Source organism: Lysobacter sp. Soil_C_15 (genome assembly GCF_057657315.1).
On sequence record NZ_JBDGIR010000001.1, the window covers coordinates 676,572 to 702,228 of the forward strand.

Here is a 25,657-nt window from a genome sequence, read left to right on the forward strand (position 1 = left end):
GGAGTCATCCCCCATGATCGACCTGCACTACTGGCCCACCCCGAACGGCCACAAGATCACCCTGTTGCTGGAAGAGGCCAACGCCGACGGCGCCGGCCTGGCGTATTCGATCAAGCCGGTCGACATCGGCGCCGGCGACCAGTTCAAGCCCGATTTCCTGCGTATTTCGCCCAACAACCGCATGCCGGCGATCGTCGACCACGCCCCGGCCGATGGCGGCGCGCCGCTGAGCGTGTTCGAATCCGGGGCGATCTTGCAGTATCTGGCGGAAAAGACCGGCCGCTACGGCGGCGACAGCGCGCGCGACCGGGTCGAGATCGGCGAATGGCTGTTCTGGCAGGTCGGCGGCTACGGCCCGATGCTGGGCCAGAACCATCACTTCAACCGTTACGCCCCGGAAAAGGTGCCCTACGCCATCGACCGCTATCAGCGCGAGACCGAACGCCTGTACGGGGTGCTGGACCGGCGTCTGGCCGGGCGCGAGTTCGTCGCCGCCGATACACTCAGCCTCGCCGATTTCGCCTGCCACCCCTGGACCCGCGAACACGAATGGCACCACGTCGACCTGGCCCGCTACCCGAACGTCCGGCGCTGGTACGAAACGCTGGCCGCGCGGCCGGCGTTCGCCCGCGCCTACGCGATCGGCCAGGCCTATCGCGCCGACAAGACCATGACCGACGAGATGCGCAAGCATCTGTTCGGCACGCCCGCGCCGACGCCCTGACGGCGCGCTCCACGCCCGCACCGGAACTTCCGCCCGCATGAAACCGCGCCTGTCCCGCCTCGCCTTCTGCCTGCTCGCCATGTCGCTGACCGCCACGCCCGTGTTCGCCGCTCCCGCCACGCCGACCGCCGGCGACGGCCGCCTGACCCTGGAGGCGCTGACCGGCGACGCGCCGCTGTCGGGCCCGAGCCTGGTCAAGCCGAAGATCGCGCCCGACGGCAGCCAGGTCGGTTTCCTGCGCGGCAAGCAGCGCGACAAGAACCGGCTGGACCTGTGGGCCTACGACATCGCCAGCGGCAAGACCCGGCTGCTGGTCGATTCCGACGACGTGCTGCCGGGCGAGGAAGTGCTCAGCGACGCCGAGAAGGCGCGCCGCGAGCGCCAGCGCATCGCCGCGCTGTCGGGCATCGTCGACTACCAGTGGTCGCCGGACGGCAAGCGCCTGCTGTTCCCGCTCGGCGGCGAGCTGTACCTGTACGACCTGGGCAAGAGCGGCAAGGCCGCGGTGCGCAAGCTCACCCACGGCGAAGGCTTCGCCACCGATCCCAAGCTCTCGCCCAAGGGCGGCTACGTCAGCTTCGTGCGCGAACGCAATCTGTGGGTGATCGATCTGGCCGACGGCAAGGCGACCCAGCTCACCCGCGACGGCAGCGACAGCATCGGCAACGGCGTGGCCGAGTTCGTCGCCGACGAGGAGATGGACCGCCATACCGGTTACTGGTGGGCGCCCGACGATTCGGCGATCGCGTTCGCGCGCATCGACGAAACCCCGGTGCCGATCCAGAAGCGCTACGAGGTCTATCCGGACCGCACCGACGTGATCGAGCAGCGCTATCCGGCCGCGGGCGACGCCAACGTGCGCGTGCGCCTGCTGGTCGCGCCGATCGGACGCAACGGCGGCGGCGCGCCGCGCGAGATCGACCTGGGCAAGAACCCGGACATCTACCTGGCCCGGGTCGACTGGCGCGATCCGCAGCGCCTGACCTTCCAGCGCCAATCGCGCGACCAGCACACCCTGGAGCTGATCGAGACCGAACTGGCCAGCGGCAAGCAGCGCGTGCTGGTCACCGAGACCAGCAAGACCTGGGTGCCGCTGCACAACGACCTGCGCTTCCTCAAGGACGGTCGGATCCTGTGGAACAGCGAGCGCAGCGGCTACGAACACCTGTACCTGCTGTCCGAAGACGGCCGCCAGGCGACCGCGTTGACCTCGGGCGAGTGGCCGGTGGACAGCGTGCTGGCGATCGACCAGGCCGCCGGGCAGGTGTATTTCGCCGCCGGCAAGGACTCGCCGCTGGACAGCCAGATCTACCGCGTGCCGCTGGCCGGCGGCCCGATCGAACGCCTGTCCAAGAACGACGGCTATCACTCGCCCAGCTTCGCCGACAACGCCAGCGTGTATGTCGACGCCTGGTCGAACCCGACCACGCCGCCGCAGCTGGAGCTGTACCGCAACGACGGCAGCCGGATCGCGACGCTGATCGACAACGACCTGGCCGATCCCGAGCATCCCTTCGCGCCGTACCGCGCCGCGCAACGTCCGACCGAGTTCGGCACGATTCCGGCCGCCGACGGCAAGACCGCGCTGCACTACAGCCTGATCAAGCCGACCGGCTTCGATCCGGCCAAGCGCTACCCGGTGGTGGTCTACGTCTACGGCGGCCCGGCCACGCAGACGGTCAAGCGCAGCTGGATGCCGGACTTCAACCAGTACCTGGCCCAGCAGGGCTATGTGGTGTTCTCGATCGACAACCGCGGCACCCCGCGCCGCGGCGCGGCGTTCGGCGGCGCGCTGTACCGCAAGCAGGGCACGGTCGAAGTCGCCGACCAGTTGGAAGGGGTGAAGTGGCTGAAGTCGCAGCCCTGGGTCGAGGGCTCGAAGATCGGCGTCTACGGCTGGTCCAACGGCGGTTACATGACCCTGATGCTGCTGGCCAAGGCCAGCGACCAGTACGCCTGCGGCGCCGCCGGCGCGCCGGTTACCGACTGGGGCCTGTACGACACGCACTACACCGAACGCTATATGGACCTGCCGAAGAACAACCCGGACGGTTATCGCGAAGGCCGCGTGCTCGAACACCTCGACGGCCTGCGCTCGAAGCTGCTGCTGATCCACGGCATGGCCGACGACAACGTGCTGTTCACCAACTCCACGGTGCTGATGAGCGCGCTGCAGCAACGCGGGCAAGCGTTCGAACTGATGACCTACCCCGGCGCCAAGCACGGCCTGCGCGGGCGCGACGCGCTGCATCGCTTGCGCCTGACCGAGGACTTCTTCGCCCGCTGCCTCAAGCGCTGACCGCGCGCGCCCGCACCGAACGGAATCGACCGCCATGAACGCTCCCCGCCCCGCCCGCGCCGCCGAGAAACCTTGGGTCCAGCGCCACTGGATCTTGCTGCTGATCGCCGCCCTGACGGTATCGATCGCGCTGTCGGCCGCGGTCGGGCTGGGCGTGATGTACACCTTCATGTCGACGATGAAGGACTCCGAGCCCTACCGCGAGGCGATGCGCCGCGCCCAGGCCGATCCGCGCGCGATCGCCGCCCTGGGCCAACCGATCGAACCGACCGGAACGATCCTCGGCGCGGTCGAGCAGAAGGACGGCGGCACCGCGCAGCTGTTCATCTTCATCCGCGGCCCGCGCGGCGAGGCCGATGTGCAGGTCGAAGGCAGCTATCGCAAGCGCGCCTGGGATTACCGGGTGATGCAGATCGACGTCGACGGCAGCGGCGAGCGGATCGATTTGCTGGAGGGCGGGGAACCGGGAATGGAGAACGGGGAATCGTAGGAGCGCGACCGCGCTCCTGCAGGAGCGGCGTCCCACAGGGATTTCCTCCGGTCATAAGCCGCGACAACCGAAGCGGTGAGGTAGCACGCGGCTGGCCGAAGCCATGTCGCTCCATGCCGAACCGCGCCGCTGGCCGGACTTCGGTCGCTGCGCTGACCCACGCCGCTGCGGTGGGTCAGCGCTCATGACCGGAGCAAATCCCTGTGGGACGCCGCTCCTACCGGAGTCCGCACGGCGAAATGGGCGCGCCATCGCACGCATGACCTTCGGCGCTTGGCCGCGGCCGGGCCAGCGCCGATGCTGGCCGGCAATCATCCACCGGGACCGCCCATGAAGCCGCTCGTCCTCGCCGTCGCCCTGGCGCTGTCCGCGCCCGTCCTCGCCCACGCCGCCGACGCCGCTCCGGCCGCGGCCGCAGTCGCCAAGCCGGTTCCGGCCTGGGTCGCGCAGAGCAACGAATACACCAACATCCTGATCAAGGCCCAGGGCCAGTTCTCGCCCGAGCAGATGTCGTTCTTCGGCGTGCCCGGCTACGACGACAAGGTCAGCGACCTCAAGCCGGAGGTCGGCAAGCGCTTCCGCGCCGCGATGGAGCAGGCCAAGCGCGAGCTGCAGGCCAAGCTGGCCGGCGAACGCGACCCCAGCGTGCGCCAGGACCTGGAAATCCTGATCCAGGCCGCCGACGACAACATCGAAGGCAGCGCGCTCAACGAACGCCTGGTCCTGCCCTGGTTCGACGCGCCGCAGACGGTGTTCTCCGGCATGCGCGCCCTGCTCTCCGACCAGACCCCGGCCGAACGCCGCGCGCACGCGCTGCAGCGGCTGCAGGCCTACGTCGGCCTGGCCCCGGGCAGCGAGCCGCTGACCGTACTGGCGCGGCAGCGCTACGAAGAACGCCTGGCCGACAAGACCCTGCTGCAGCCGACCAAGCTCGAGGTCGAGCAGGCGCTGGGCAACGTCGACACCTACGTCGCCGGGATCCGCAAGCTGTTCGAGAAGTACAAGATCGACGGCGCCGAGCCGGCGCTGAAGGCGATGGAAACCCAGCTGCGCGAGTACGGCCAGTGGACCCGCAGCGCGGTGCTGCCGAAGGCGCGCAGCGACGCGCGCCTGCCGCCGGAGCTGTACGCCTATTCGCTCAAGCAGTACGGCATCGACGTCGATCCGCAGTTGCTGATCCGCCGCGCCCAGGTCGAGTTCATGGAGACCCGCGCGGCGATGCGCCAACTCGCGCCGCTGGTCGCGCAGGCCAAGGGCCTGAAGGTGGCCGACCCGCACGATTACGTCGCGGTGATCCGCGCCTTGAAGAAGGACACCATCCCCAACGATCAGCTCGAATCGCGCTACCGCAAGATCATCGACGCGATCGACCCGATCATCCGCAAGGAACGGATCGTCGACGTGCCGCAGCGGCCGATGGTGATGCGCCTGGGCAGCGAGGCCGAATCGGCCGCGCAGCCGGCGCCGCACTTCCTGCCCGCGCCGCTGGTCGGCAACACCGGCCAGCAGGGCCAGTTCGTGCTGCCGGTGGCGGTGCCCAGCGCCGGCGGCAAGGCCCTGCACTACGACGACTTCAACTACGAGTCGGCGGCCTGGACCCTGTCCGCGCACGAGGGCCGCCCCGGCCACGAACTGCAGTTCACCGCGATGGTCGAGCGCGGCGTGTCGCTGGCGCGCTCGATGTTCGCCTTCAATTCGGTCAACGTCGAAGGCTGGGCGCTGTACGCCGAAGCCGAGATGGTGCCGTACGAGCCGCTGGACGGACAGCTGATCGCGCTGCAGTTCCGCCTGCTGCGCGCGGCCCGCGCGATCCTCGACCCGATGCTCAACCTCGGCCTGACCGACCGCGCCAGCGCCGGCAAGGTGCTGGCCGAGCAGGTCGGCTTCTCCGAGGCGATGACCAAGCAGGAACTGGACCGCTACATGTTCAACGCCCCGGGCCAGGCCGGCAGCTATTTCTACGGCTACAGCCGGATCCTGGAGCTGCGCATGGAAACCGAACTCAAGCTCGGCGATCGCTTCGACCGGCTCAAGTTCAACAACTTCCTGCTCGACCAGGGCATGCTGCCGCCGGGCCTGCTGGCCAAGTCGGTGCGCGAGGATTTCGTCGCCAAGCAGGACAAGCGCTGAGCGCACGGCCAAACGTTCGATGTTCGAAAGCGAAGGCCGCGGCGAACACCGCGGCCTTCGTCGTTACGGCGATGCCGCGCGGGCACTTGCAGGAGCGGCGCCGCTCAATACATCAGCGCCGGAGTCACCGTCTTCAACGCGAACACCGACCAGGCCGTCGCCGCGCAGGCCAGGGCGAGCGCGACCGCGCAGATCCGGCGCAGGCGGTGCGGCGGCGAGCGCCACAGGCGCCAGGCGTAGACCAGGGCGACGACCGCGGTCGCCGCGCTCGCCAGCCCCAGCAGCTGCGCCAGGCGCAGCCAAGCGTCGAGCCCGCCGTCCAGCATCCGCACCGAAGCCTCGATCCGCGCCAGGATCCACGCCCACAAAGCCGCCAGGGCGAGGTTCGCCACCACCCCGGCCTGCAGCCAATGCCGCCAGCGCAACGCGCGCGCGTCCAGCCCCAGGCCGCGGTGCACCCGCCGGCGCACCAGCGCGGCGACCGGCCACAGCAACGCGGCCGCCAGCTGCGCCGCCAACGCCGCCGCCAGCGCGGGCAGCATCCAGCCCGGCGAACGCCAGGCCGGCACCGGCTGCAGCCACATCGCCGCCGGCACGTCGTCGCTGCTCACCGCGACCACCTCGGTGCCGCGCAGCTTGGCCGCGAGCAGGCTGTCGCCGCCGACCTCCTGCCACAGGTACGGGCCGACCTCGCGCCAGCGCTTGGGCCGGCCGTCCGGCGTGCGCAGGGTCGAAACGCTGACCGTGGCGTCGTCGTGGACGCGGACGGTCGCGCCGCCGAGCAGACGGGCGATGGCGAGGAAGTTGCTGGCCGAACTGCGGCTGTTCTCGTAATGCCCGGCGATCTGCTCGCCGTGCAGGCGCGCGGTGGCCAGGGTCGGCCGCGCCGGCACAGGGCTCGGGAAATAGCGCCGGATCACCCCGTCGACCAGGTCGCGGTGCAACGCGCGGCCGGCGCGGCCCGGGCCGCTGGCGGACACGAACAGGCCGACGCCGTGCTCGGGCAACAGCACCAGCATGCTCTGGAAGGCCTCGGTCGCGCCGCCATGGCCGATCGCCAATGGGCCGCGGCCGTCGCGGCGGAAGAAGCCCAGGCCGATCGCGTCCAGGCCGGCGATCGGCCGCCACGCCGCCGCATGCAGCTGGCGCAGGCTGTGCGGCTGCAGCAGCGCGGCCTGGCGATAGCGGCCCGCTTCGAGCTGGGCGCTCATGAACGCCGCCATGTCCTGGGCGGTCGCCGACAGGCTGCCGGCGGGCGCGGGATTGACGTATTCGAAACCGATCGGCGCCGCCCCGGCCTGGGCATAGCCCTGGGCCAGATCGGCGGCGAGCCCCTGGGGCAAGGGCTGGCGGAAACTGGAATGGCGCATGCCCAGCGGCGCCAGCACCCGGCGCTCGACGTATTCGTCGAACGGCAGTCCGGACACGCGCTGGACGATGTAGCCGGCCAGCGCCGCGCCGTAGTTCGAGTACGCCGGCACGGTCCCCGGCGGGTAGATCCTGCGCGGCTGAACTTCGCGCAGATAGCGTCCCAGCGGCAGCAGATGCGCCGCGTCGCGCGCGAACAGATGCTTGGTCGACTCTTCGAAGCCGGCGCTGTGGGTCATCAGCTGGCGCAGGGTCGCCGGCTTGCCGGCGTAGTCGCGGATGCGGAAATCCAGATAGCGGTTGACGTCGGCATCGAGGTCGAGCTTGCCCTGCTCGACCAGTTGCATGACCGCGGTCCAGACGAACAGCTTGGACACCGAGCCCGGCCGCACCAGGGTGCGCGCCGGGTCCATCGGTTTGCGCCGGGCCAGGTCGGCATAGCCATAGCCCTTGGACAGCAGGACCTGGCCGTCGCGCACCACCGTCACCACCGCGCCGGCCAGGCCGCCGCGAGCCAGCGCCGACGGCACCAGGCCGTCGACATAGGCCTCCAGGTCCGGTGCGGTCAGGGCCGGCTGCGGCGAACGCGCACCCGGCTCGAGCAGGATCGCCGCCGCCAACGCCGAGGCATCCGCCGGCGCCGGTTCGGCCAGCGCCGGCGGCAAGCCGGTGGGCAGCTCGATTGGCAACTCGATCCGCGCCGGCGCGCGCGCGGCGCCGGCTTTCGGCGTCGCGATCACGCCCAGCGGTTCGGCGTACGGGTCGATGGCCTCGGTCGGCGCCGGCGCGCTCGGCGCGATCCGCGCCTCGACCGGCGCGGTGCGCAGCGGCACCGCCGAGGGGGCCGCCGGGAAGGCGTCGGGCGTGGCCGCGACCGGCGCCGGCGCGTTCGCGGCCGCCGGCGGCGGGTCGGGCCGTACCTCGGCCGGGTCCACCGGCCGCGGCGCGGTCTGCGCCCAGGCCGCGCTCCAGCACAAGCCGGCGCCCAGCAACGCCGCCAACACCCTGCCCTTGTCCGCTCTCGCCTTCATCCGTCCCCCGCAAGTCCTCGGCGCCGATCCGCGCGCGGTGCCGGCCGGCACGCGACGCGCTGTGATGGCGATCAGATACCGTCCGCAACGCCGCGCGCAGTGTACGCGTTCGCCGCCTGCGCTCCGCACGGCCGTTCGCGCCGCGCACGGATTTCGCCTTTCGCAAAATCGCTTGCGCCTGCGTACAGCCTCGTCGGTCCCCGCTTGGCAAGCCCCCTGCGGCGCGCCTAGAGTCGTTGCAGGCAACCTTTACGGCCGCTCCCATGCCCGCCATGCGCAGCAAGCACGTAACCGCCGTCGCTCCCGCCGCCCACAATCCCGGCGTCGCCCTGCGCGCGCTGCGGCGACAGCGCGGCTGGACGCTGGCCGAGATCGGCGCGCGCACCGGCTTGCCGATCTCGACCTTATCGAAAATCGAAAACGGCAAGATGTCGCTGAGCTTCGACAAGCTCACCCGCATCGCGCAAGGGCTGGAAGTCGACATCGGCGAGCTGTTCGCCGCGCCGGCGGCGAGCGGCAACGACCAGTTCGCCGGCCGCCGCAGCATCACCCGCGCCGGCGAAGGCTATGCGATCCGCAGCGAGCATTACGACCATCGCTATCCCGCTTCTGAACTGCTCAACAAGCGCCTGGTGCCGATCATCGTCGACGTGCATGCGCGCAGCCTGGACGAGTTCGGCGAACTGATACGCCATGCCGGCGAAGAGTACGCGATGGTGCTGGAAGGCAGCATCGAGATGCACAGCGAGTTGTACGCGCCGATGCGCCTGGAGGTCGGCGATTCGATCTATTTCGACAGTTCGATGGGCCACGCCTACATCGCTGCCGCACCCGGCCCCTGCCGCCTGCTCGCGGTGTGCTCGGGCAACGAGAATCATCTGCGCGCGGCGCTGTCGAACCGCTACCCCATCGAGACGCCGCGCGAGACGCCGCGCGAGGCGCGGCCGCAGCGGCTGTCCGGCTGAACGGCCGCGCGGGCCCAGACCGCGCGCACGCCGGGCGGCGAATAGCCGTCACAGCGGCCGCAAACGGCGGTCACGGCGGCGGATTTTCCCGATCGGAAAATTCGCCGTACGCGCTTTCATGACCCGCTTTCATGATCGGTCGCGACAGCGCCGCAACGCGCCGGCGGCCAGCAGCCAGCCCAGCACGGCCTCGCGTTCGGCCCGGCCGCCGCGGCGCGGGTCGCGCAGCGCCTCGGCCACGGTCGTCGCAGCGCCGGTCCGCAGCCGCGCCAGCAAGGCCCGCGCCGCGTTCGCCGCGCCGTCCAGGCGCAGGCTGTGGCCGTCGGCGGCGAAGCGCCAGCCGCCGGCCTCGCGCCGCTGCAGCAGCATGGCGTCGCGGCGCAGGACCAGCCGCGCCGAGCGCGCCGGCAACGCGACCCGGCGCAGCGCCGGCACCGGCTCGAAACCGCCCGCCGACCAGCGCTGCAGCGACACCGCGGCGGTACGCGCGCTCAAGGCGTTCGCCCGCGCCGCGTCGGCGACCAGCGACAGCGCCGCCTGCAGCGCCGGCGGCAGACGCGCCGGCAGGCGGTCGCCGGAAGCATCGGCGCGCGGCCATAGCGCCGGCAGGTCGGCCGGCATGCGCGCGCGCAGCAGCGAGGCGGCCGGGTCGACCAGGGACGCGGCGCGGCCGATGTCGACCAACAGGTCTTCCAGGTCGTACACCGGCCGATGCTCGGTGCGCGGAATGCCGATGTTGACGCTGGTCGACACGCCGCCGCCGACGCTTTCGCCGACGTGGTAGTAGTCGGCCGGCCAGTACAGCAGGTCGCCCGGGCCGGCCTCGACCAGGAACGACGTCGCCAGGTGCGCGCGGTAATCCGGCAGGGTCGACACCGCCTCGGTCCACGGCTTGCGCGCCCAGAAGCGCATCCGCTTGCGGCCTTCGATCGGCACCATGAAGGTGGCGAAGCGATCGCGGTGCACGCCGACCGGGGTCGACTCGTAGTTGCCGTGGAACAAGGTGGTGATCGCGCCGGTCAGCGGCAGCCCGATGCGCCGCCACAGCGGGGCGAAGAACGCGCGCTCGCGCCGCCACAACGGCGCGTGGTAGGAGTGGAAAGCGCTGATCACCAGGGCGTAGCGGCGCGCGCCCAGCGTCGCCAGCATGCGCTCGCGATAGCCGGCCAGCGAGCCGTCGCCGGGCTGCGGCATCCACGGCGCGGGATCGAGCTGCTGCAACCGGCCCAGCGTCACCACCGCATTGTCCGGCTCGCCCGGCAGGCGGGCGCGGCTGCGCCGGGTCGCGACCAGGGCGCTGCGGTAGACCTCGGCCGGCCGGAACGGGCCGCCGCCGGCGAGCGCGCCCTTGAACAGCACCGGGCGGCGGTCCCAGTCCTCGTCGGCGAAGACCTCCCAATCCAGCGCGCCGCGCTCGATCGGCGCTTGCGGCGGCGACTCGAGCCGCGCGGTTTCCGGCATCGCGCCCTCGAACGCTAGGTTCTCGGACGTTGCGGTCTCCAACGACGCGCGCTCGAGCGATCGGTTCATGCCGGCACCCGCTCGCGCTCGATCGCGCGCAGATCGTGCAGCCTTTGCAGCAACGCGAGCAGGCCCGGATCGACACGCCGCCGCGGACCGGCGCACAGTTGCGCGACCGTGACCGGCGCGCCGCCTTGCAGCGCCTGCAGCAGCGCGTCCACCCGCGGATGCGCCGGCATCGAGAACGCATGGCCGTTGACCGCCCACCACTCGCGCTCGCCATCGGCCAGGCGCAGCAACGGGTTGCGCCGGTCCAGGCCGACCCGGTCGGCGGGCGCCAAGCGCTCTTCGCGCGGCGCAGGCACCGGCTCCAAGCCCGCGGCGCTGGCGCGCGCGGCCCAGCTCGCGCGCAGCGCGCGCTGCAGATCGCCGCCGGCCACCGCCGCGCGCATCTGCGCGGCGACCTGCTGCAGCGGCGCGATCGCGGCGCGGCCGCGCGGCGGGAAGTCGAGCATCGCCACCTGCGCCTGCTCGCCGAGTTCGGCGTCCACCAGTTCGGCCAGCACATCCTTGACCGCTACCGCCGCTTGTTCGCCGCCGACCGGCACGCTCACCGCCAGGCCCAGGGTCGGGCCGAAATCGGCCTCCTCGACCCAGCCGGCTTCGGGCCAGTACAGCGCTTCGCCCGCGGCGGCGCGCAGGATCCGCGCCGGCGCGGCGCCGGCGCGCGGGCGCGCGCGCCAGCAACGCACTTCGCTGCCGCCCAGCAGCGGCAGGCGCAGGCTCGCCGCCGCCGGCTCGAAGCGCGGCCCCAGCGTGCCGGCATCGGCATCGCCCAGCCACAGTTCGGCGCTCAGCGCCAGGCTCGGCTGGCCGAAGCGCTCGAACAGGCCGGCCAGGGCGTCGCGCGCCTGCGCCCACAGCGCATAGTCGAGAAACAGCGGCTGGCTCACCCGCAGCTGAAAACGGCGCCCGTCCAGGCGCGCGCGCACCCGCGCCACATAGCCGGCCGCGTCGGCGTCCTCCGCGCCGGGCAACAGATCGCCGGGCGCGCGCATCCAGCCGCCGTCGACGTAGAAGCGCACGTCGGGCAGGGCCAGGAAGCGGGTGCCGGCGCGGAACGGTTCGGCCGCGCGGCGCACCAACGCGTAAGCGCGCGTCGCATCCAGGGCGGGCGCCGTGCCCTGCAGGCGGCAGGCGCGGCGCCGCCAATGCGCCTGCAGGCCGCTCCAGTCGATCGGCGCGCTCATTCGCGCGCCGCCGCGAACTGGCCGTGGATGCGCGCGGCGTACTCGGCCAGCGGCTCCAGGCCCATCGCCCGGCGGCGACGGTCGACCTCGCGCGGACGCTCGATCGGGCAGGGTTCGAAGCCCTCGTCGCGGCGACGGAATTTGGTGCCGTAGCGCTGCTTGCGCCCGCGCTGCACGCGCAGGGCGTCGGTCAGATAGGCCAGCTCGCGCAGGCTCATGTCGCCGTCGCGCGCCGCCGCGGCGATCAGCCGCAGGCAACGGTCCTGGAACGCGCGCGGCCCGTCGGCGTGCTGGAGCAGACGGCAGGCGGCCGCGGCCGCGGCGTCGCCGACCCGCGCGCGCCCCGGCCAGCCGTGGCGTTCGACCACCGCCTGCAACCAGGCCATCGACTGCTGCACATGCGCCTGCAGCTGCGCCTCCAGCGCGGCATCGGCGAAACCGCCGTCGGTCCACGGCGTGCGCAGGGCCGCATCGATGCGGTCGATGCGCAGCAAGCGCTGCGCTACCGCGCCGGCGTCGTCCTGGTCCGCGCCGTCTTGATTCGCCTCGACCGCCTCGCCGGGCTGCGAAATCGCCTCCACCCGCAGGCTCACCTCATCGCCCTGCCAGCGGCAGACCACGCGCCGGTCCTGACGCTTCCAGTCGAAACCCGCTTCGCCGTCCTGCGCGCCCAGCCAGTGCAGGCGCACGCCCAGGCGCGGATCGTGCAGTTCGCCGCAGCGACCGTGCGCGGCGCTCAGATCGGCCAGCACATGGGCGACCGCATCGCGCACCGCCACCGCCAGGTCGAGCAAGTCGAAGCCTTCGCCGCGACGTCGCGCCGGCTGCGGATTGAGCCGTTCGCGCGGCTGCGGCAAGGCGCCGCGCACGCGCAGCGCCGGGCCGCTGGCCGACGGCGACTGCATCAGCAGCGGCGCGTCGCTATCCAGGCGGGTGTAGAAATAAGGCACGTCGCCGCAACGCAGTTGCGCGCGTTCGCCGGCGGTGTAGCCGCGCAGGTCCGGCGCCGTCGCGGCGTGCGGGTCCAGCGCGGCGGCGTAGTCGGGCGTCGGCCGCAGCAGCACCCGGGTGCGGTGCCCGCGCAGGCGCGTGCGCAGCGCCGCGCGCAACTCGTCGCGATGCAGGTGCAGGCGCATCCACAGTTCGAACAGGCCGCGCAGGAACTGCAGCGGATAGGCGCCGTAGCCGACCCGGCCGGCGCGATCGGCGACCAGACCGGGCGCCTGCTCGCGCCGCCACGGCCGCGCCACCGCGCGCAATTGCGCGCCGCCGTCGTCGCGGTCGAAGAAGGCCCAGTCCGGTCCCTCGCTGTCGCCGCGCGCGGCGTCGCGTTCGAACCCGGCCGGATAACGGCCGCGATCGCGTTCGCCAACGGTCAGCCCGGTGTCCTCCAGCCGCTGTACCGGAAACAGGCAGACCTCCAGGTCCACCGGCAGCAGTTGCGGCCGGCCGTGGCGCAGCCCGCAGACCAGGTTGCCCGGCCCCAGGTCGACCAGGCCAAGGCCGAAACAGGCGCCGGCCAGGGCGCCGGCATCGCGCCACAGGCGCTGCGCCTGGGCGCGGCCCAAGCGCGTCGCATGCAGGCGGCGGCCGCGCAGGCGGCCGTAACCAGGCGGCGGCGCGATCCATTCCTGCCACAGGTAATCGCGGTCGCGACCGCGGCCATGAAAACTGTTCAGCGTCGGCAGCCGCACCGCACCGGGCCCGCCGGCCAACGCGTTGATCCAGGCGAACACGCCGTCCTCGCCGAGCATGGCGATCTCGGCATCGGCCGGTCGCGGCTTGTAGGCCAGGACCACGCCGTTGGCCCAACTCACGCGCAGCACGCGCTGGCCGCCATGGTGGGTTTCTTCCGGATGCGCCCACAGCGCCGTCACCGGGCCGTCCACGCCGGCGTGCGCGACCAGCGCGCCGCTGCGCAGATCGCGCGCCAGGCGGCGCACAAACGTTTCCAGGAACCGGCGGTGGCGCTCGCGCAGGGCGCGCAGGCGCGCGGCCAGGCGCGGCCGGCGCGGCGCCAGGCACCAGTGCAGGGCCAGGTCCAGCACCGGCGCGTGCAGTTCGCCGTTGTCGAGCGCCAGCGCGGCCGGCCGCACCCGTGCGGCGTGCGCGCGCGCCAGCGCGGCGCAGTCGCGGTCGAGCGCATCGAGGAAGGCCAGCCACGGCGCCAGGCGCGCATCGCGCAAGCCATTGCCGATGCGTCGCGCGGCGCGTGCGCCGCGCCAGGGGCGCAGCGGAACCAACAAGCCGTCGTCGCCCAGGCGCGCCCGCGGCGGCCACCACCAGGCGATGCCGCCTTCGGCGACCGCGGCCAGCAACCGACGCGCGGCGGGCGAGGCCGGCGCGTCGACGGACCCGGGCGCGGGCGGCAGATCCAACCAGGATTCGCTCATCGGGCCGCGTCGCCGCAACCGCGACGACGCGGCCGGCGCGAGGCGCCGGCCGCGGTGCCGATCACGGAATGCAGTAGATGCGGCGGCAGGTGGCCGGCACGAAGCTCGCGCCTGCGGCGGCCTGCTTGCGCAGTTCGCCGATCGCCAGCGCCGGCACGGCCTGGCGCTGCTTGGTTGCGGTGGACGGGGCGGGCTTGGACTTCTTCATCTTCATCGGACCATCTCCTTGGGCAGGTGACGAGCCGCGACGCGGGCGCGCCGCGGTCAGGGGCGCAGGATCAGACGCAATAGATGAAACGACTGCACGAACGCGGCGCGTACGACGCCGAAGCCGGGATCGGCTTGCTCAACGGCTGCGGGGTCGGTTCGAGCTTGACGCGGGTGGCCGGCGCAACGGCCGGCGCGGACGCTTTCGCGGTGGCGGCTTGCTTCACGGTGGCTCTCCTTGAGTACGCGTTGGAACGCGCGGAGCGGCACCGTCGGCGACTCCGCGCACGAACGCTTCGCGGCGCAACGCGCATACCTCCGTACGCCCGCGGCGAAGCGTCCCGACTCTAGCCCATGCCGACGCCACGCCCGCCAGCGGGCGCGCAAACCGTGAGCGGCTTCGCAAGCTTCGCCTCGGCGCCGGGTCCGGCGCGAACGCGGCCGCCACCGTCGGAGGTAGCGAAGCGCCCGGAAAACAAAGGGAAAACGCTAACTACCCAGGCCGCGACCATCGCCCGGACTATGTGCGCCCGCAGCATCGGGCCTCCACCGCTTTTCCGAGTCCCGAATCCCGAATCCCGAATCAGCGTATCCGCTCGAGCATCCGCCGATTGCCGATCAGTTGCGCCCAGCGCGCGCCGATGTCGCTCATGCACACGTAGGCGGCCTCGCCGGCCAGGCGCAGCAGCATGCGCGGGCTCAGCCGCAGGCGCGGCTCGGCCGCGCACAGCTCCCAGTCGTAGCCGAGCTGGCGCGCGAACAGGGCGCAGCGCGCCAGGTGATAGCGGCTGCTGAGCAGGGTCACCCGCGTACGCATGCCCTCGCCGAGCAGGACCCGCGCATTGCGCAGGTTCTGCAGGGTGTCGCGCGATTCGGCTTCCAGCCGCAGCGGCGCGTCGGCCGACAGGCCGCGCGCGAGCAGGCCGGAACGGGCCAGTTCGGCTTCGGTCGGCTCGTCGTCGGCGCCGCCGCCGAGCAGCACCACGCTGGCCGGCGGACGCTCGCGCCACAGCGACACCGCGCGGTCCAGGCGCGCTTCGAAATCGTGGTCCAGGCGCCCGCCCGGCGCGTGCTTGCCGAACAGCAGCACGCATTCGCCGCGTTCGGGCTGGCACGGCGCATTGCGCGCCACCCGCAGCACGTGGACGAAATAGCCGACGTAGACCAGCCCGGCGCTGAGCACGCAGGCGGCCGAGGCCACCGCCGCGACGTGCAGCACGTCGCGGTCGCCGAACAGCGACAGACGATGGGACAGGCGACTGCTCATGCGATGCGGCGCGGAAACCTCGGCGACCCCTGTGGACGGAACCCGGATGCGGGGACCGGCGCGGCCGCTGAAGCGTTCACCGCGGCGGGCCGGTGCGATCCGGCGGGGCGGACGGCCCCCTCGCTATACTGCCGTCGGCTCCCTTCGCCCGATTCTACCGACTACGTGACGTCCGTACCCGCTCCGATGCCGCCGCTGGCGGTCCGCGCCTATACCGCCACCACCGCGCTCGGCCGCGGCCTGGAGGCCCAGGCCCAGGCCCTGCGCGAGCGCCGCAGCGGCCTGCGCCGCAACGATCTGGCGCCGCTGGCGGCGGGCGAGGCGCCGCTGGACTGCTGGATCGGCCGGGTCGACGGGCTCGAGGACGCCGCCCTGCCGGCGCATCTGGCGCCCTGGGAGTGCCGCAACAACCGCCTGGCCTGGCTGAGCCTGCAGGCCGACGGCATTCAGGCGGCGATCGCCGAGATCGCGGCGCGCCACGGCGCCGAACGGGTCGCGGTAATCATCGGCACCTCGACCTCGAGCATCGGCGCGACCGAAGAAGCCTACGCCGGCCTCGACGGCGACGGTCGCTTCCCCGCCGGCCTGGCCCGGCCCGGGCTGCACACCCCGCATTCGCTAGGCGCCTTCGTCGCCGCGGCCACCGGCCTGCGCGGCCCCTGCGTGACCGTGGCCACCGCCTGCTCGTCCAGCGCCAAAGTCTTCGCCCAGGCCGCACGCCTGATCGGCGCCGGGCTCGCCGACGCGGCCCTGGTCGGCGGCGTCGACACCCTGTGCGGCAGCGTGCTGTACGGCTTCAACTCGCTGCAGTTGGTCTCGACCGCGCCGTGCCGGCCGTTCGACGCCGACCGCGACGGCCTGTCGCTGGGCGAAGCCGGCGGCTTCGCCGTGCTCGAACGCCTCGGCGGCGGCGAAACCGCGCCGTTGCGGCTGTGCGGCTACGGCGAATCCAGCGACGCCCACCACATGTCCTCGCCGCACCCGCAGGGCCTGGGCGCACGCCTGGCGATGGCCGACGCCCTGGCCCGCGCCGGCATCGGCGCCGACCGGGTCGGCTACCTCAACCTGCACGGCACCGCCACTCCGGCCAACGACTCGATCGAGGCGCTGGCGGTGGCGGCGCTGTTCCCGCCGTCGCTGCACGCCGGCTCGACCAAGGGCTGGACCGGGCACACGCTCGGCGCCGCCGGCATCGTCGAATCGGCGATCGCCCTGCTCGCGCTGGAACGCGGCCACCTGCCCGGCACGCTCAACAGCGCCACGCCGGATCCCGGCAACGGCCCGCAGATCCGCTTCGACGACGCCCGCACCGAGATCGCTTACGCCATGAACAATTCCTTCGGCTTCGGCGGCAACAACTGCTCGCTGGTGTTCGCCCGCGCATGAGCTCCACCGCCACGCAAGCGCGCAGCGGCGCGTCCCCGGTTTTGAGCGCGATCGTCGAAGGCATCGGCTACTGGAGCCGCGGCCTGCCCTCGTGGGCGGCCGCGCGCGAATTCGTTGCTGGCGCCGAGGCCGACGAAACGGCGCCGGGCCGGCCCTCGCCGCAACTGCTGGCGGCGAACGAACGCCGGCGCGCGCCGGACACGGTCGCGGTGGCGCTGGAAGTGGCGCTGGCCGCCTGCCAGGACGCCGGCCGCGATCCGGCCGCGCTGCCGTCGGTGTTCGCCTCCAGCCACGGCGACATGGCGATCACCGACTACATGTGCGCCACCCTCGCCCGCGAGCCGCGCACGATTTCGCCGACCCGTTTCCACAACTCGGTGCACAACGCCGCCGCCGGCTACTGGACCATCGGCGCCGGCTCGATGCGCCCGGCGACCGCGATCAGCGCGCTCGAGGCCAGCTTCGCCCAGGGCCTGATCGAAGCCCTGGCCCAACTCGCCGCCGGCGACGAGGCGGTGCTGCTGGTCGGCTACGACGGCGCCGCGTCCGGGCCGCTGCAGGACGTATCGCCGAGCCAGGGCCTGCTGGGCGCGGCGCTGGTGCTGGCGCGCGCCGCGGCGCCGGCGCGCGGACCGCGCCTGCGCGCCTGGCTGGAGCAGGCCGGCGACGGCGACGCGGCGCCGGCCTCGGGCAAGCTGTCCGTCCGCGAAACGGGCAACGCCGGCGCGCCGATGCTGGCCTTGTTCGACGCCCTGGCCTGCGGCCATGATCGCCTCGCCCTGCCGGCGGGCGCCGGCCGGATCCTGCGGCTGGAGCTCGCGCATGACTGATCACGCCGCCGCACCGGGCGATAGCGCCGACCGGCCGCGCGTCGCCCGGCTGGACCGCAACAACGTCGCCGTCGTCATTCCGGCGCTCAACGAAGCCCTGCGCATCCGCGAGGTGGTCGAAGGCGCGTTGGCGCAGTGCCCGCACGTGATCGTGATCGACGACGGCTCCGACGACGGCACCGGCGAACGCATCGCCGACCTGCCGGCGACCGTGCTGCGCCACCCCCGACGCCAGGGCAAGGGCGCCAGCCTGCGCGACGGTTTCGCCGAAGCGCTGCGCCGCGGCTTCCTCGCCGTGGTCACCATGGACGGCGACGGCCAGCATGCGGCCAGCGACATTCCGCGCCTGATCGACAGCGCCAACCGCCATCCCGGCCACATCGTGATCGGCGCGCGCCTGCGCAAGCGCGCCGCGCAGCCGACCTATCGCCGCCTGGCCAACAATTTCGGCGACTGGGGCGTGGCCTGGGGCACCGGTTACCAGATCGCCGACAGCCAGAGCGGGCAGCGCCTTTACCCGGCCGAGGTCATGGCCCTGCGCGAGGTGCCGGGCGAGGATTTCGTGTTCGAGGCGCAGATCCTGATGTCGGCGGCGCAGCAACTGGGCACGCGCTGCGTTTCGGTGCCGATCGAATCGCGCTACCAGACTCAGGATTCGGACGAACAGTTCCGCGCCAGCCACTTCAAGCCGCTGCGCGACTTCAGCCGGATCACCTCGCACATCGTCCTGCAGTGCCTGCGCCGCGGCGGCGTGCCGGCGATGTACCGCCGCATCCGCGCCAATCCGCCGCTGATCGACGACCCCAGCGGCGAATTCGCCAGCGCACCGGCCAAGGTCCAGGCCAACCCGCGCTGAGGCCAGGCGCCGGGCTCAGGGCCGCGGCGGCGGGCCTTGCGGGCCCGGATCGCTCAGCGGCGGCGGGTCCAGTACATAGATCGCCACGCCGTGGCCGAATTTCTGCCGCGGACTGATGTCGATGCCGACCCCGCCGCCGGTGTAGCTGCGCCCGCCGACCCGGCCGCCGCCGGCGCCGACGCTGACCCCGCCGCCGCCGTAACCGTCTTCGGTGCCCTGGAACAGCACGCCGTTGGCGCCGAGCTTGGCGGCCTCGTTGCGCAGCTTGCCGATCACCGAATCCATCTTGTTCTGTTCGCCGTAGGTGAACGGGCCGCTATTGCTCTGCAACAGGGCGATCTCTTCGAAGCGGCTCGGCGGCGGGGCGAAATACACCCGCACCTGCGCCACCGGCACCGGCGGCCGCGGCCGGCCGGTCAGGACATGGGAGCTGGCGCAGGCGGCGAGCAGCGGCACCAACGCCGCGATGACGGCTAGTCTGCGCATGAGGACGGCTCCGTGGATGGCTGCGGCCATCCTACGACGGCGGGCGCCGCGGCGCGATGAAGCCGGATCCGCCGGCGCCGGGGATTCGGCCGCGCGTCGGGCCGGCGAACCTCGGGCCGGACGGCCGCCGCGAATCGCTTGCGCCGGCGCTTTGGCAGGGCCGGCGCCCGCGGCGGCCGAGGGGCAACGATCCCGGCGTCTGCGTGCGCTCGCTCACCGGCGCGGCGGCCTCGGCTCAGCCCATGCCGCCGTTGATCCCGATCACCTGGCCGTTGATGTAGCCGGCGTCGTTCGAACACAGGAACGCGACCAGGGCCGCGACCTCGTCGGCGCGGCCGGCGCGGCCGGCCGGCACCATCTGCTTGATCGCCTCGGGCGGGAACGCGTCGGCGGCCATGCGTCCTTCGATCACGCCGGGCGCGATCACGTTGACGGTGATGCCGCGGCTGGCCATCTCCCGCGCCAGCGATTTCGATGCGCCGTGCAGCGCGGCCTTGGCCGCGGCGTAATTGCTCTGGCCGCGGTTGCCCAGCACCGCGGCGACCGAGGACACGCTGACGATGCGGCCCCAGCGGGTGCGCGCCATCGGCAGCAGCAAGGGTTGGGTGACGTGGAAGAAACCGTGCAGGGACACGTCGATCACCCGCGTCCACTGCGCCGCGCTCATGCCGGCCATCGGCGCGTCGTCGTGGATGCCGGCGTTGTTGACCAGGCCCTGGATCGGACCGTCCTCGAGCAAGCGTTCCAACGCCGCGCGCGCGGCCTCGCCGTCGGCGACGTCGAACGCCGCCGCCTCGGCCCGGCCGCCGTCGGCGCGGATCTGCGCGGCCAGCGTTTCGGCTCGCTCCAGGCCGGCGTTGGCGTGCACGATCACCTGCCAGCCGTCGCCGGCCAGGCGACGGCAGATCGCACCGCCGAGATCGCCGCTGCCGCCGGTGACCAGGGCGCGACGCGGTGCGGAAGGCGGCTGGGACATGCGGGCGGCTCCGATCGTCAAAGGCCGATTGTCCCCGGATGGGGGCGGGAGGTGAAGCGTGGTCCGGGAGCGAGTGGCGGGAAGCGAGTGACGAGCGTAAAGGAGTAAGAAGCGAGCAAAGCCACCGGCATCTACCGCCCTGGCTTTTCCTCACTCCTCACTCCTCGCTCCTCGTTTCTCTCTTCTCGCTCCTGGCTTCAATCCGGCGCCGCGAATCCCGCCGGATACGGCGGCGCGCCGCGTCCGTGCCGGCATTCGATCTGGTCCAGATCGTGGACGATCGCCAGGCCGTCGTCGCCGCATTGCAGGCGTTGTTCGCCGCACCACAGCGCCCAGTCGCGCTCTTCCTCGTCGGCCTCGTCCGGGTCCGGACCGTCCATCGCCAGCACCCACCATTCCAGCCGGCGCCGCACGCCCGGCCGTCGGCGCAGGGCGGCGCGATGGACGAAGTCCAGTTCCGCCGGACCGCTCGCAGCCGAGGTTTCCAGCCAGGGCAGGAAGGTCGCCAGGCGCGCGCCGGCGACGGCGTGCATGTCGACCCAGCGGTCGGCCAGCATGTCTTCGTCGTAGGGTCGGTCGCAGCGCTCGATCCAGTGCAGCCGCGCGCCCTCGCGCTGGGCGAAGTTCAGGCGCAGGCGGAAGCGGTGGCCGATGCTGCCGTCCTCGTGCAAGGCATGCGGATCCTCGAAGTGGAACTGGAACGGCATCGGCGACGGTCTGCGGCGGGACTACCCACGCAAACGCCGCATCGCCGCCGGCGTGAACGCCGCGCTCAGTCGCCGCGCGCCATCACCGCGGCGCGGCCGCGGGCGATCGGTTCGCCGCGATGCAGGATCTCGAATTCGTATTGCCAACTGTCCGCGCTCGCAGCGAGCTGGCGCGCGCGTCCTTCCAGCGCGCCGGCCAGGTCGTCGATGCGCGCCAGCCGCAGCTCGACCCCGCGCAGCGCCACCAGCACGCCCGGCTTGGCCCGGCCGCCCTGCGCGCGCGCCAGCAAACCGCCGTGCACGGCCATCAGCTGCGCGCCGTACTCGCACAGATGCACCGCATGCAGGCGCCCGCCGCTGCGCAATGGGTGGGCCGGATCGCGGTGGCCGGCGCTGCGGGCGACGATGCGCTCCTCGTCCCATTCGGCCACTTCTTCCCACAGGCACATCAGGCCCTGGTGCGGGATCAGCGCGGCAATGGCTTCACGCGTGCGCATGCGCGCCCTCCGCCGCGGTCGCCGGCTCGCGCACGATCAGCAAGGCCAGGACGAAATTGAACGCTACGCCGAGCGCGACCGTCGCGCCGATCGCGCGCAGCACCGGAATCGAGGACAGCGCCAGCAGCGCGAACACCATGAACGTGGTCAGGCTGCAGACGATCACCGCGTGCAATGTGCGCAGTTGTTCATTGCGGTCGTCGCCGGCGTGGTCGAAGAACAGTGCGTAGTCCAGGCCCAGGCCGGCGGCGAGGATCAGCGAGACCAGGTGGAACAGGTTGAGCTCGACCCCGGCCAGGCGCAGCACGGCCAGGATCAGCAGCGTGGTCAGCGCCATCGGCGCGAGCACGCGCAGCACCCGTCGCGGCGAGCGCAGCGCGATCCACACCGCCGCGGCCAACAGCACCGCGGCCAGGGCCAGCGCCATCAGCACCCGGCCGCGGTAATCGGCGACCAGCGATTCGGAGGCCTGCTTGAGGTCGAGCAATTGGCCGCCGTGGCGGCGCGCCGCCGTCGCGACCGCGACCGGATCGGCCAGTCCGGTCAGCGAGACCAGCGCGGTGGCGTGGCCGGGGCGCTGCAGCAGCAGGCCTTCGACGCTGACCGCCAGCGGCGTGCCGGCGAGATCGCGCGCGCTCAGCGGCGGCGCCTGCCGCGCGCGCTCGACGTCGGCGAGGAACTCGGCGAAGGCGTCGCTGCGGAACGGCGTGGCGGCGAGCGCCGTCTCCAGCGCTGCGTCCAGCGCGGCGGGCTGCGGCAGACGCTGCTGGCGTTCGCGCTGGGTCCTGGCGCTGGGCAGGTAACGCGCGGCCAGGTCGTAACCGGCGATCGCGCCTCGTTGGCGCAACGCGGGCAGTTCGGCCATCAACGCTTCGGAGGCCTGCAGCGCGGCTTCGGCGTCGCCGCGTTCGATCGCCACCACGTAGCGCACGTCGGGCGCGCCGAGTTCCTCGCGCAGTTGCGCGTCGCGCGCCAGCGCCGCGACCGGCACCGGGGTCAGCTTGGCCAGGTCGTTCTGCCAGAACGGCCCCGGCACGAACACGATCGCCGCCAGCGCCAGCGCCGCGATCGAGGCGCTGCCGGCCAGGCCGATCCGCGGCCAGCGCGCCAACCGCATCCAGGCCCGCGCCAGCCACGGCGAACCGGCGGCGTCGCGCGGCGCGGGATCGATCAACGCCGGCAGCGCGAAGCGCGTGGCCAGCGCCGCGGTGGCCAGGCCGACGATGGTGAACACCGCCAGCTGCTGCAGGCCGTCGACGCCGGACGCGAAGAAGGTCAGGTAGGCGATGCAGGTCGAGACCACGCCGGTGCCCAGCGTGGGCCACAGGCTGCGCGCGCTGGCCCACGGCGACAGCCCCGGCCGCTGGTGGCTGAACAAGTGGATCGGATAATCCTGGACCACGCCGATCAGGGTGAAGCCGAAGGCGACGGTGATGCCGTGCACGCCGTCGAACAGCGCCGCGACCGCGCCCAGGCCGGCCAGGCCGGCGGTCGCCAGCGGCAGGCCGCCGAGCAGCGGCACCTTCCAGCTGCGGTACGCCAGCCACAGCAACAGGGCGAAGACGATGCCGTCGATGGTGCCGATCAGGCTGGCCTCGCGCTGGGTGCGGCCGCCGATCTCGACCGAGAACGCGCCCGGGCCGCTGATCGTCAGCTGCGCCGGGCTGCCGCCGCGGGCTTGCGCGAACGCGCTGCGGATCGCCTCGATCGCCTGCTGCTGACCGGTGGGATCGAAGCCGGCGGCGCGGGTTTCCACCGCCAGCAAGGCCTGCCGCCCGGCGCGGTCGAACCACACCCCGTGCAGGGTCTGCGGCGCCTGCGCCGGTTGCCAGGCTTCGGCCAGGCGCAGCATCTCCAGGGTCGGATCGCTGGGCAGCAAGGGCTCGATCAGCTCGCCGGCGGGCGAACCCAGGTCCTGCAGCCGCTGCTCGAGCTGGTCGCGCAGGTAGCCGGCGTCGAAGGCCTGTTCGTCCAGGGTCGGCGACAACAGATAGCGATACGGGCGCAGGCGCTCGGGCACCGCGTCCAGGCCTTGACCGGCGCCGTTGGCGACCAGCTTGAACCCGGGCTGCGCCGCCAGCGCTTCGCGCAACGCCGCCGATTGCGCGGCCAGGGTCGCCGGATCGTCGCCGTCGATCGCCAGCAACAGCAGGCGCGAGCCCGGGCCTTCGCCGAGTTCGTCGATCAGCAGTTTCTGCGCCGGGGTCTGCGCGGTCGGCATGAAGCGGCGCAGATCGCCGCTGAGCTGCAGGCGCTGGCCGATCGCCCAGCCGGCCACGGCCAGCGCCGCCAGCCACAGCAGGGCCAGCGCGATCCGGCGGGCGGGCGTCATCAACGCGCTGCGCCGTGGCCGCGGCACAGGGCCGCGAGCTGGCTGGCGTCGGCGACATTGGCCGCGGCGCGCGCCGCGCTGGCCAGCAGGGTGCGTTGCTGCTCGCTGCCGCGCGCGGGCCGGGTTTCGATGCAGCGCAGTTCGTCGTCGCGGCCGAGCAGCACGATCTCGCGCACCCGCGCCGCCAACCCGGCGTCCTTCGGGATCAGGCTGATCGTCCATTGGCGGCGCGTGCCTTCGGCGGCCAGGCGGTAGTGCCGCTCGAGCAGGGCCCGATCGCCGCCGAGCAGGGCGCCGAAGCTGGCCTGCAGCGCGACCAGTTCGGGCGCGCGCGCCAGCGAGAAACGCTTGGCCGGCTTGTTCGGGCGGACCACGCTGACCTCGCCCTGGCCCGGCTTGGCGCCGGCCTGGATGGTGGTGGTCTCGGCATACGGCGCGCGCACCTCGCGCACCAGGGTCGCCGCGTCGGGACGGCGGTACTCGCCGGACAGGCGCAGCGGCTGCTTGAGCAGGGCCGAACCGCGCACTTCGACGAAGTCGGTGCGCGCCGGCGCCGGCTGCGCCAGGCGCGGCAGGATCCAGGCCGGATCGGCCGGCGCGGCTTCGGCCGGCGCGGCGCCGTCCTCAGTAGCCGGAGCGGCGTGCAGCGACGCCGCGGCGCACAGCAGCGCCAGCGTCCACAGGCAGGGCTTGATCGTCATCGGCATGCCAGAAATCGTAGAAGTTGAACCAGTTGTAGGGCGCGCTGCGGGTGTGCAGCTGCAGCCGCTCGGCGTAGCGCTGGACCAGCGCGGCCAGGATAGCGGGGCGGTTATGCCGCTCGATCGCCACACCGTCGCTGAACGCTTCGAAGATCAGGTCGTAGCGCGGGCCGCCGCGGTACAGGCCGAAGGCCAGCACCACCGGCACCTTCAGCGCGGCGGCGATCAGCCAGGGCGCGCTCGGGAACGGCGCCGCGGCGCCGAGGAAGGAGACGGCGACGCTGGGCTCGCCGGGGCCGACGCGGTCGACCAGCAGGGCCACCACCGCGCCCTCGTCGGTGGCCTGCTTGATCGCCAGCACGATCGAGGGCCCGTCCTGGCCGGCGTCGATCACGGTGCAGGCGATCTGCGGGTCGAGCGTGTCCAGCAGTTCGGTCAGCGCCGGGTTGTGGCCGCGGTCGAGCAACACCCGCAACTTCATCCCCGGGCGTTGCCGCGACAGCACCCGCAAGGCCTCGAAGCTGCCCAGGTGCGAGCCGAACAGCAGCAGGCCCTGGCCGCGGTCGAGGTGGCGCTCCAGCGCGTCCAGGCCGCTGACCCGGATGTCGAACGGCTGCATCCGCCCGCACAGCAGGTACAGCCGGTCGAGGATGGTCGCGGCGAAGGTATGGATGTGGCGGGCGATGTCGAGCAGACCGGGGCGGCGGTCGAGCACCCGCGCCAGGTAGGCGCGCGAGGCGCGCCGTTCCGGTCCGCGCACGGCCAGGAAGTAGGCCACGATCGGGTACAGGGTCAGTCGCGCCAGGGCGCGGCCGCCGCGGCTGGCGACGAAGGCGATCGCGCGGAAGGCGAGCCGGCCGCCGCCTTCCGGGCGCTGCTTCCAGTGCGCGCTCATGCGCCCACCCCATCGGCGACGGCTTCGCCGCTGGCGATCGGTTGATCCTCGCGCCGGACCCTGAATCGCCAGCGTCCGGGCCCCAGCGTTTCCAGCTCGATCTGCGCGACCTGCTGCGGCAGCAAGGGCTGGACGAACTTGACCTGCGGCAGGCGCAGGCCGGGCAACGGTCCGTGCTCGGCCTCGATCGCCTCGATCACCCGCTCCAGCACCACCACGCCGGGCACCAGCGGCCGCCCCGGGAAATGGCCGGGCAGGCAGGGATGATCGGAATCGACGGCGAAATGCATGAGGATCGGAGCGGCGAGGAACGATGGACCGGAAGGCAAGGATAAAGCACCGGCCGCAGCGGCCGCGTGGAAATGCGACCGCCGCCGCTTGCCGCGCGGCCCAATGTGTGGCGTAG

The 25,657-nt window shown here is 72.7% G+C and carries 23 protein-coding genes; 8 read left to right on the top strand and 15 right to left on the bottom strand.

The window, feature by feature from the left end; all coding sequences use genetic code 11:
• Positions 1-13 precede the first annotated feature (13 nt).
• The 4 genes from AC3A57_RS02830 to AC3A57_RS02845 all read left to right on the top strand — a co-directional run bounded on the left by AC3A57_RS02830 (position 14) and on the right by AC3A57_RS02845 (position 5,643).
• Positions 14-724 carry a glutathione binding-like protein gene (locus AC3A57_RS02830; protein ID WP_487577479.1) on the top strand — a complete coding sequence of 237 codons (711 nt, stop codon included), beginning with the start codon at positions 14-16 and terminating at the stop codon, positions 722-724.
• A gap of 79 nt (positions 725-803) precedes the next feature.
• Positions 804-3,023, top strand: a complete 2,220-nt coding sequence (locus AC3A57_RS02835; RefSeq protein WP_487577710.1) for a S9 family peptidase — start codon at positions 804-806, stop codon at positions 3,021-3,023.
• Positions 3,024-3,057: 34 nt separating this feature from the next.
• Positions 3,058-3,513: a cytochrome c oxidase assembly factor Coa1 family protein gene (locus tag AC3A57_RS02840; RefSeq protein WP_487577480.1), complete on the top strand. Its 456-nt coding sequence runs from the start codon at positions 3,058-3,060 to the stop codon at positions 3,511-3,513.
• 330 nt (positions 3,514-3,843) lie between these two features.
• Complete coding sequence (locus tag AC3A57_RS02845) at positions 3,844-5,643, top strand: DUF885 domain-containing protein (protein WP_487577481.1); 1,800 nt, start codon at positions 3,844-3,846, stop codon at positions 5,641-5,643.
• A 104-nt stretch (positions 5,644-5,747) separates the two neighbouring features.
• On the opposite strand, the gene AC3A57_RS02850 is transcribed toward AC3A57_RS02845, so the two are convergent.
• Positions 5,748-8,042 carry a serine hydrolase domain-containing protein gene (locus AC3A57_RS02850; RefSeq protein WP_487577482.1) on the bottom strand — a complete coding sequence of 765 codons (2,295 nt, stop codon included), beginning with the start codon at positions 8,040-8,042 and terminating at the stop codon, positions 5,748-5,750.
• Positions 8,043-8,305: 263 nt separating this feature from the next.
• Between AC3A57_RS02850 and AC3A57_RS02855 the strand changes: the two genes are divergently transcribed.
• Positions 8,306-9,007 (top strand): helix-turn-helix domain-containing protein, encoded by a 702-nt coding sequence (locus AC3A57_RS02855; protein ID WP_487577483.1) that lies wholly within the window; start codon positions 8,306-8,308, stop codon positions 9,005-9,007.
• A gap of 129 nt (positions 9,008-9,136) precedes the next feature.
• Here the strand turns inward: AC3A57_RS02855 and AC3A57_RS02860 are convergent, their stop codons facing one another.
• From AC3A57_RS02860 to AC3A57_RS02885, 6 genes are all read right to left on the bottom strand, one after another.
• A complete protein-coding gene (locus AC3A57_RS02860; protein WP_487577484.1) occupies positions 9,137-10,537 on the bottom strand; it encodes a JmjC domain-containing protein in 1,401 nt (466 codons plus the stop codon).
• Positions 10,534-11,718: a hypothetical protein gene (locus AC3A57_RS02865; RefSeq protein ID WP_487577485.1), complete on the bottom strand. Its 1,185-nt coding sequence runs from the start codon at positions 11,716-11,718 to the stop codon at positions 10,534-10,536. The genes AC3A57_RS02860 and AC3A57_RS02865 overlap by 4 nt, the downstream gene beginning before the upstream one ends.
• Complete coding sequence (locus AC3A57_RS02870) at positions 11,715-14,111, bottom strand: DUF4135 domain-containing protein (protein ID WP_487577486.1); 2,397 nt, start codon at positions 14,109-14,111, stop codon at positions 11,715-11,717. Before AC3A57_RS02870 ends, AC3A57_RS02865 begins: the two co-directional genes overlap by 4 nt.
• Positions 14,112-14,172: 61 nt before the next feature.
• Positions 14,173-14,325 carry a hypothetical protein gene (locus AC3A57_RS02875; protein ID WP_221670434.1) on the bottom strand — a complete coding sequence of 51 codons (153 nt, stop codon included), beginning with the start codon at positions 14,323-14,325 and terminating at the stop codon, positions 14,173-14,175.
• 64 nt (positions 14,326-14,389) lie between these two features.
• Positions 14,390-14,545: a hypothetical protein gene (locus AC3A57_RS02880; protein WP_487577487.1), complete on the bottom strand. Its 156-nt coding sequence runs from the start codon at positions 14,543-14,545 to the stop codon at positions 14,390-14,392.
• Between the two features lie 356 nt (positions 14,546-14,901).
• Positions 14,902-15,585, bottom strand: a complete 684-nt coding sequence (locus tag AC3A57_RS02885; protein WP_221670435.1) for a YdcF family protein — start codon at positions 15,583-15,585, stop codon at positions 14,902-14,904.
• Between the two features lie 186 nt (positions 15,586-15,771).
• On the opposite strand from AC3A57_RS02885, the gene AC3A57_RS02890 reads away from it, so the two are divergent.
• From AC3A57_RS02890 to AC3A57_RS02900, 3 genes are read left to right on the top strand one after another with little or no spacing between them, the layout of a single operon-like run.
• Positions 15,772-16,971 carry a beta-ketoacyl-[acyl-carrier-protein] synthase family protein gene (locus AC3A57_RS02890; protein ID WP_487577711.1) on the top strand — a complete coding sequence of 400 codons (1,200 nt, stop codon included), beginning with the start codon at positions 15,772-15,774 and terminating at the stop codon, positions 16,969-16,971.
• Entirely contained in the window at positions 16,968-17,801 is an 834-nt protein-coding gene (locus tag AC3A57_RS02895; protein ID WP_487577488.1) for a beta-ketoacyl synthase chain length factor, read from the top strand. Before AC3A57_RS02890 ends, AC3A57_RS02895 begins: the two co-directional genes overlap by 4 nt.
• Entirely contained in the window at positions 17,794-18,657 is an 864-nt protein-coding gene (locus AC3A57_RS02900) for a glycosyltransferase family 2 protein (protein WP_487577489.1), read from the top strand. Before AC3A57_RS02895 ends, AC3A57_RS02900 begins: the two co-directional genes overlap by 8 nt.
• Positions 18,658-18,672: 15 nt before the next feature.
• On the opposite strand, the gene AC3A57_RS02905 is transcribed toward AC3A57_RS02900, so the two are convergent.
• From AC3A57_RS02905 to AC3A57_RS02940, 8 genes are all read right to left on the bottom strand, one after another.
• Positions 18,673-19,143 (bottom strand): DUF4156 domain-containing protein, encoded by a 471-nt coding sequence (locus AC3A57_RS02905; protein ID WP_487577490.1) that lies wholly within the window; start codon positions 19,141-19,143, stop codon positions 18,673-18,675.
• Positions 19,144-19,378: 235 nt separating this feature from the next.
• Entirely contained in the window at positions 19,379-20,119 is a 741-nt protein-coding gene (gene fabG, locus AC3A57_RS02910; protein WP_487577491.1) for a 3-oxoacyl-ACP reductase FabG, read from the bottom strand.
• A 197-nt stretch (positions 20,120-20,316) separates the two neighbouring features.
• Complete coding sequence (locus tag AC3A57_RS02915; protein WP_487577492.1) at positions 20,317-20,826, bottom strand: hypothetical protein; 510 nt, start codon at positions 20,824-20,826, stop codon at positions 20,317-20,319.
• Between the two features lie 65 nt (positions 20,827-20,891).
• Positions 20,892-21,323, bottom strand: coding sequence for a hotdog family protein (locus AC3A57_RS02920; protein ID WP_487577493.1), 432 nt, complete (start codon positions 21,321-21,323; stop codon positions 20,892-20,894).
• Positions 21,310-23,655 (bottom strand): MMPL family transporter, encoded by a 2,346-nt coding sequence (locus AC3A57_RS02925; RefSeq protein WP_487577494.1) that lies wholly within the window; start codon positions 23,653-23,655, stop codon positions 21,310-21,312. The genes AC3A57_RS02920 and AC3A57_RS02925 overlap by 14 nt, the downstream gene beginning before the upstream one ends.
• Complete coding sequence (locus AC3A57_RS02930) at positions 23,655-24,362, bottom strand: LolA-related protein (RefSeq protein ID WP_487577495.1); 708 nt, start codon at positions 24,360-24,362, stop codon at positions 23,655-23,657. The genes AC3A57_RS02925 and AC3A57_RS02930 overlap by 1 nt, the downstream gene beginning before the upstream one ends.
• The gene (locus tag AC3A57_RS02935) at positions 24,280-25,251 is read right to left on the bottom strand and encodes a lysophospholipid acyltransferase family protein (RefSeq protein ID WP_487577496.1); all 972 of its coding nucleotides are present in this window, start codon (positions 25,249-25,251) and stop codon (positions 24,280-24,282) included. Before AC3A57_RS02935 ends, AC3A57_RS02930 begins: the two co-directional genes overlap by 83 nt.
• Positions 25,248-25,541 carry an ApeI family dehydratase gene (locus AC3A57_RS02940; protein WP_487577497.1) on the bottom strand — a complete coding sequence of 98 codons (294 nt, stop codon included), beginning with the start codon at positions 25,539-25,541 and terminating at the stop codon, positions 25,248-25,250. Before AC3A57_RS02940 ends, AC3A57_RS02935 begins: the two co-directional genes overlap by 4 nt.
• Positions 25,542-25,657: the final 116 nt, after the last annotated feature.

Bases quoted from the DNA above. Each gene is read 5' to 3' on its own strand.
- AC3A57_RS02830 (WP_487577479.1), top strand. From the start codon at position 14: ATGATCGACCTGCACTACTGGCCCACCCCGAACGGCCACAAGATCACC.
- AC3A57_RS02835 (WP_487577710.1), top strand. From the start codon at position 804: ATGTCGCTGACCGCCACGCCCGTGTTCGCCGCTCCCGCCACGCCGACC.
- AC3A57_RS02840 (WP_487577480.1), top strand. From the start codon at position 3,058: ATGAACGCTCCCCGCCCCGCCCGCGCCGCCGAGAAACCTTGGGTCCAG.
- AC3A57_RS02845 (WP_487577481.1), top strand. From the start codon at position 3,844: ATGAAGCCGCTCGTCCTCGCCGTCGCCCTGGCGCTGTCCGCGCCCGTC.
- AC3A57_RS02850 (WP_487577482.1), bottom strand. From the start codon at position 8,042: ATGAAGGCGAGAGCGGACAAGGGCAGGGTGTTGGCGGCGTTGCTGGGC.
- AC3A57_RS02855 (WP_487577483.1), top strand. From the start codon at position 8,306: ATGCCCGCCATGCGCAGCAAGCACGTAACCGCCGTCGCTCCCGCCGCC.
- AC3A57_RS02860 (WP_487577484.1), bottom strand. From the start codon at position 10,537: ATGAACCGATCGCTCGAGCGCGCGTCGTTGGAGACCGCAACGTCCGAG.
- AC3A57_RS02865 (WP_487577485.1), bottom strand. From the start codon at position 11,718: ATGAGCGCGCCGATCGACTGGAGCGGCCTGCAGGCGCATTGGCGGCGC.
- AC3A57_RS02870 (WP_487577486.1), bottom strand. From the start codon at position 14,111: ATGAGCGAATCCTGGTTGGATCTGCCGCCCGCGCCCGGGTCCGTCGAC.
- AC3A57_RS02875 (WP_221670434.1), bottom strand. From the start codon at position 14,325: ATGAAGATGAAGAAGTCCAAGCCCGCCCCGTCCACCGCAACCAAGCAG.
- AC3A57_RS02885 (WP_221670435.1), bottom strand. From the start codon at position 15,585: ATGAGCAGTCGCCTGTCCCATCGTCTGTCGCTGTTCGGCGACCGCGAC.
- AC3A57_RS02890 (WP_487577711.1), top strand. From the start codon at position 15,772: ATGCCGCCGCTGGCGGTCCGCGCCTATACCGCCACCACCGCGCTCGGC.
- AC3A57_RS02895 (WP_487577488.1), top strand. From the start codon at position 16,968: ATGAGCTCCACCGCCACGCAAGCGCGCAGCGGCGCGTCCCCGGTTTTG.
- AC3A57_RS02900 (WP_487577489.1), top strand. From the start codon at position 17,794: ATGACTGATCACGCCGCCGCACCGGGCGATAGCGCCGACCGGCCGCGC.
- AC3A57_RS02905 (WP_487577490.1), bottom strand. From the start codon at position 19,143: ATGCGCAGACTAGCCGTCATCGCGGCGTTGGTGCCGCTGCTCGCCGCC.
- fabG (WP_487577491.1), bottom strand. From the start codon at position 20,119: ATGTCCCAGCCGCCTTCCGCACCGCGTCGCGCCCTGGTCACCGGCGGC.
- AC3A57_RS02915 (WP_487577492.1), bottom strand. From the start codon at position 20,826: ATGCCGTTCCAGTTCCACTTCGAGGATCCGCATGCCTTGCACGAGGAC.
- AC3A57_RS02920 (WP_487577493.1), bottom strand. From the start codon at position 21,323: ATGCGCACGCGTGAAGCCATTGCCGCGCTGATCCCGCACCAGGGCCTG.
- AC3A57_RS02925 (WP_487577494.1), bottom strand. From the start codon at position 23,655: ATGACGCCCGCCCGCCGGATCGCGCTGGCCCTGCTGTGGCTGGCGGCG.
- AC3A57_RS02930 (WP_487577495.1), bottom strand. From the start codon at position 24,362: ATGCCGATGACGATCAAGCCCTGCCTGTGGACGCTGGCGCTGCTGTGC.
- AC3A57_RS02935 (WP_487577496.1), bottom strand. From the start codon at position 25,251: ATGAGCGCGCACTGGAAGCAGCGCCCGGAAGGCGGCGGCCGGCTCGCC.
- AC3A57_RS02940 (WP_487577497.1), bottom strand. From the start codon at position 25,541: ATGCATTTCGCCGTCGATTCCGATCATCCCTGCCTGCCCGGCCATTTC.